We start from the raw sequence: 2,995 nt of genomic DNA, 5'->3' as shown, positions 1-2,995 counted from the left end.
ACCCGGCTCACCCCCCGGAAGTCCGCATCCCCAGGACGGCGGATGCGTGCGCCGTAAGAAGCGCACTGACCCGGCCGACGTCGTCGGCCGCCTCCGCCAGCAGCCGCACCATGGCGGCCTCCGCCCGCACCGCGTCCCCCGCGCGGACCGCGTCCGCGACGGCGCGGTGACTGGGCACCGGGTCGGCCGCCGTCAGATGGGTGTGGACCAGCCGGTCGCGTTCCCGCAGCCCCGGCTCCAGCAGCAGGTCGAGGCGGCCGATCAGCTCGTTGCCGGTGGCGGCCAGCAGCGCCCGGTGGAAGGACGCGTCGGCCTCGGCCGCCGCCGACCAGTCGTCCCCGGCGCGCGCCATGGCCGCCAAGGCGGCCTCCAGGGCCGCCAGATCGGCCTCGGTGCGCCGCAGCGCCGCCCGGTGGGCGGCGGCGGGTTCCACGATGGAGCGGACCTCCGCGAGATCGCGCATCAGATGCTCGCCGTCGCCGCCCTCGGTGCGCCAGCGGATCACGTCCGGGTCCAGCAGGTTCCAGGCCGACCGGGGGCGGACGAAGGTGCCGCGTTTCTGGCGGGCGTCGATGAGCCCTTTCCCGGCGAGCACTTTCAGGGCTTCCCGCATGGCGGTGAGGCTGACGTCCAACTCCTCGCCGAGCGCCCGGATGTCCAGGATCTCGCCCTCGGCGAGATCCCCGCCGACGATACGGGCGCCGAGGTGCTGCACGACATGACCGTGAACGCCTCGGCCTGCGTAGGACGCCATGGTGGCTCTCCCTGGGATAACGGGACGGGGGACAGCCCCACTCTACGGTGAACATTATTTATGAATACTTATTGACAGTCCAGTGATCCGCCAGCACGATGAACCGACGTCGCCGAGCCGCCCACCGCTGGAGTCCCGCATGCTGTCCGCGCACGTCCACGCCGCCCCGCCGCCGCTCACCGGCCACCTCGTCCCGGCCGGACACGGCGAGCTCGCGGGCCGTATCACCGCGGACAGCCGCACCCTGTGGCGCGACGGCACCCCCTGGCTGCCGGTGATGGGCGAGTTCCACTTCAGCCGCTACCCACGGGCCGACTGGCGCGAGGAACTGCTCAAGATCCGCGCGGGCGGCGTCGACACCGTCGCCACCTACCTCTTCTGGAACCAGCACGAGGAGACCCGAGGCACCTTCCGCTTCGACGGCGGCCTCGACATCCGGCACTTCGTCACCCTCTGCCACGACCTCGGCCTCGCCGTCGTCGCCCGCATCGGGCCCTGGGCACACGGCGAATGCCGCAACGGCGGCTTCCCCGACTGGCTCGGCACGACCGACTGCACGCCCCGCACCGACGACCCGGCCTACCTCGCCCTGATCCGCGACTACTACGGGCACGTCGCCCGGGAACTGCGCGGACTGTCCGTCATCGACGGCGGGCCGGTCGTCGCCGTCCAGATCGAGAACGAGCTGTACGATCAGCCCGGACACCTCGCCACCCTGCGCACCCTGGCCGAGGAGGCCGGGCTGCGCGTCCCGCTGTGGACCGCCACCGCCTGGGGCGCCGCCGAACTCCCCGCCGACACCGTGCTCCCGCTGTACGGCGGCTACCCGGAGGCGTTCTGGGAGGACGCCGGCCCGGGCTGGGCCCGCGGCATGCGCCGCCACTACTTCTTCACCCCGATCCGCGACGACCACGCCATCGGCGCCGACCTGCGCGACACCGCACCACACGGCACCGGCCCCGACAACAGCCGCTACCCGTACGCCACCTGCGAACTCGGCGGCGGCATGGCCATCGCCTACCACCGCCGCCCCCGCGTACCGGCGCCCGACATCACCGCCCTGGCGCTCACCAAACTCGGCAGCGGCTCCGTCTGGCAGGGCTACTACCTGTACCACGGCAGTTCCCAGCGCCTGACCCACGCGGTGCCCAACCAGGAGTCCCACGCCACCGGGTACCCCAACGACCTCCCCACGGTCAGCTACGACTTCCAGGCACCGCTGGGCGAGTACGGGCAGGCCCGCCCCTCCTACCACGCGCTGCGCGCCCAGCACCTCTTCCTGCGGGACAGCGGCGCCGACCTCGCCCGGATGCCGCTCACCCTGCCCGCCACCGAACCGGCAGGACTGGACGACCGCACCACCCTGCGCTGGTCCGTGCGCGCCGAAGGCGACAGCGGCTTCCTCTTCGTCAACAACCACCAGCCGCACGAACCCCTGCCCGACCACCCCGGCGTCCGGTTCTCCGTCACCCTCGGGGAGCGGACGGCAGAACTGCCCGCCACCGGGGTGACGATCCCCTCCGGCGCCCACTTCGTCTGGCCCCTCGGCTACGCCCTCGGCTCCGGGATCCGCCTGGAGTGGGCCAGCGCCCAGCCCGTCACCCGGCTCACCGTGGACGGCACCCCCACCGCCGTGTTCACCGCCACCGCCGGTATCCCCCCGCAGTTCTCCTTCGGCCCCGGCACCGAGGTCGTCGTCCCCCCGGAGACGGCCCGCACCGACCGCTCCCCGGCCGGCACCCTGGTCACCGTGACCGCGCCGGGCACCGCCGCCCGGCTCACCCTGCACGGCCCCGGCGGCACCGCCCACCTCCTGGTACTCGCCGAGGAGCAGGCCCCGCAGATCCACCGCGTCCACTGCGCCGGGGCCGACCGGCTGCTGCTGTGCGCCGACCTCGCCCTCACCGACGGCGAGGACCTGCGCGTCCACACCGAGGCCGCCCGCACCACCTTGTCCTTCCTCCCCGCCCCCGGCGGCCTCACCGGCCCCGGGGTGCACCCGGACGGCACCGACGGCGTGTTCACCCGGTGGACGCTGAACCTCCCGCCCACCGCCACCACCGCCGGTGTGCGCTGCCTGCGCTCCGACGCCCGCCCCGCCCCGGCCCGCACCGGCGGCCCGTTCCGGCGCGCCTCCGCGCCCCGGGACGAGGACTTCGACCACGCCGCCGTCTACCACGTGGACATCCCCGCGACCGCGCTCGACCACGACGGCGAACTCCTGCTCCGGCTGCGCTACAC

2 protein-coding genes are annotated in these 2,995 nt (G+C 73.9%); one reads left to right on the top strand and one right to left on the bottom strand.

Translation table 11 applies throughout. The features are described from left to right. Positions 1-7: 7 nt before the first annotated feature. Positions 8-754 (bottom strand): FadR/GntR family transcriptional regulator, encoded by a 747-nt coding sequence (locus tag ACFV5N_RS26440; RefSeq protein WP_385604649.1) that lies wholly within the window; start codon positions 752-754, stop codon positions 8-10. A gap of 139 nt (positions 755-893) precedes the next feature. Between ACFV5N_RS26440 and ACFV5N_RS26435 the strand changes: the two genes are divergently transcribed. Beyond that, positions 894-2,995 (top strand): beta-galactosidase (locus ACFV5N_RS26435; RefSeq protein WP_385604647.1); only part of this gene is annotated, 2,102 nt, incomplete at its 3' end.

It is taken from the genome of Streptomyces sp. NPDC059853, assembly GCF_042731495.1.
GTDB lineage: Bacteria > Actinomycetota > Actinomycetes > Streptomycetales > Streptomycetaceae > Streptomyces.
This window is presented reverse-complemented; position numbering and strand designations above follow the sequence as displayed.

Excerpts from the sequence above, each read along its gene's own strand:
- ACFV5N_RS26440 (WP_385604649.1), bottom strand. The coding sequence starts at position 754 with ATGGCGTCCTACGCAGGCCGAGGCGTTCACGGTCATGTCGTGCAGCAC.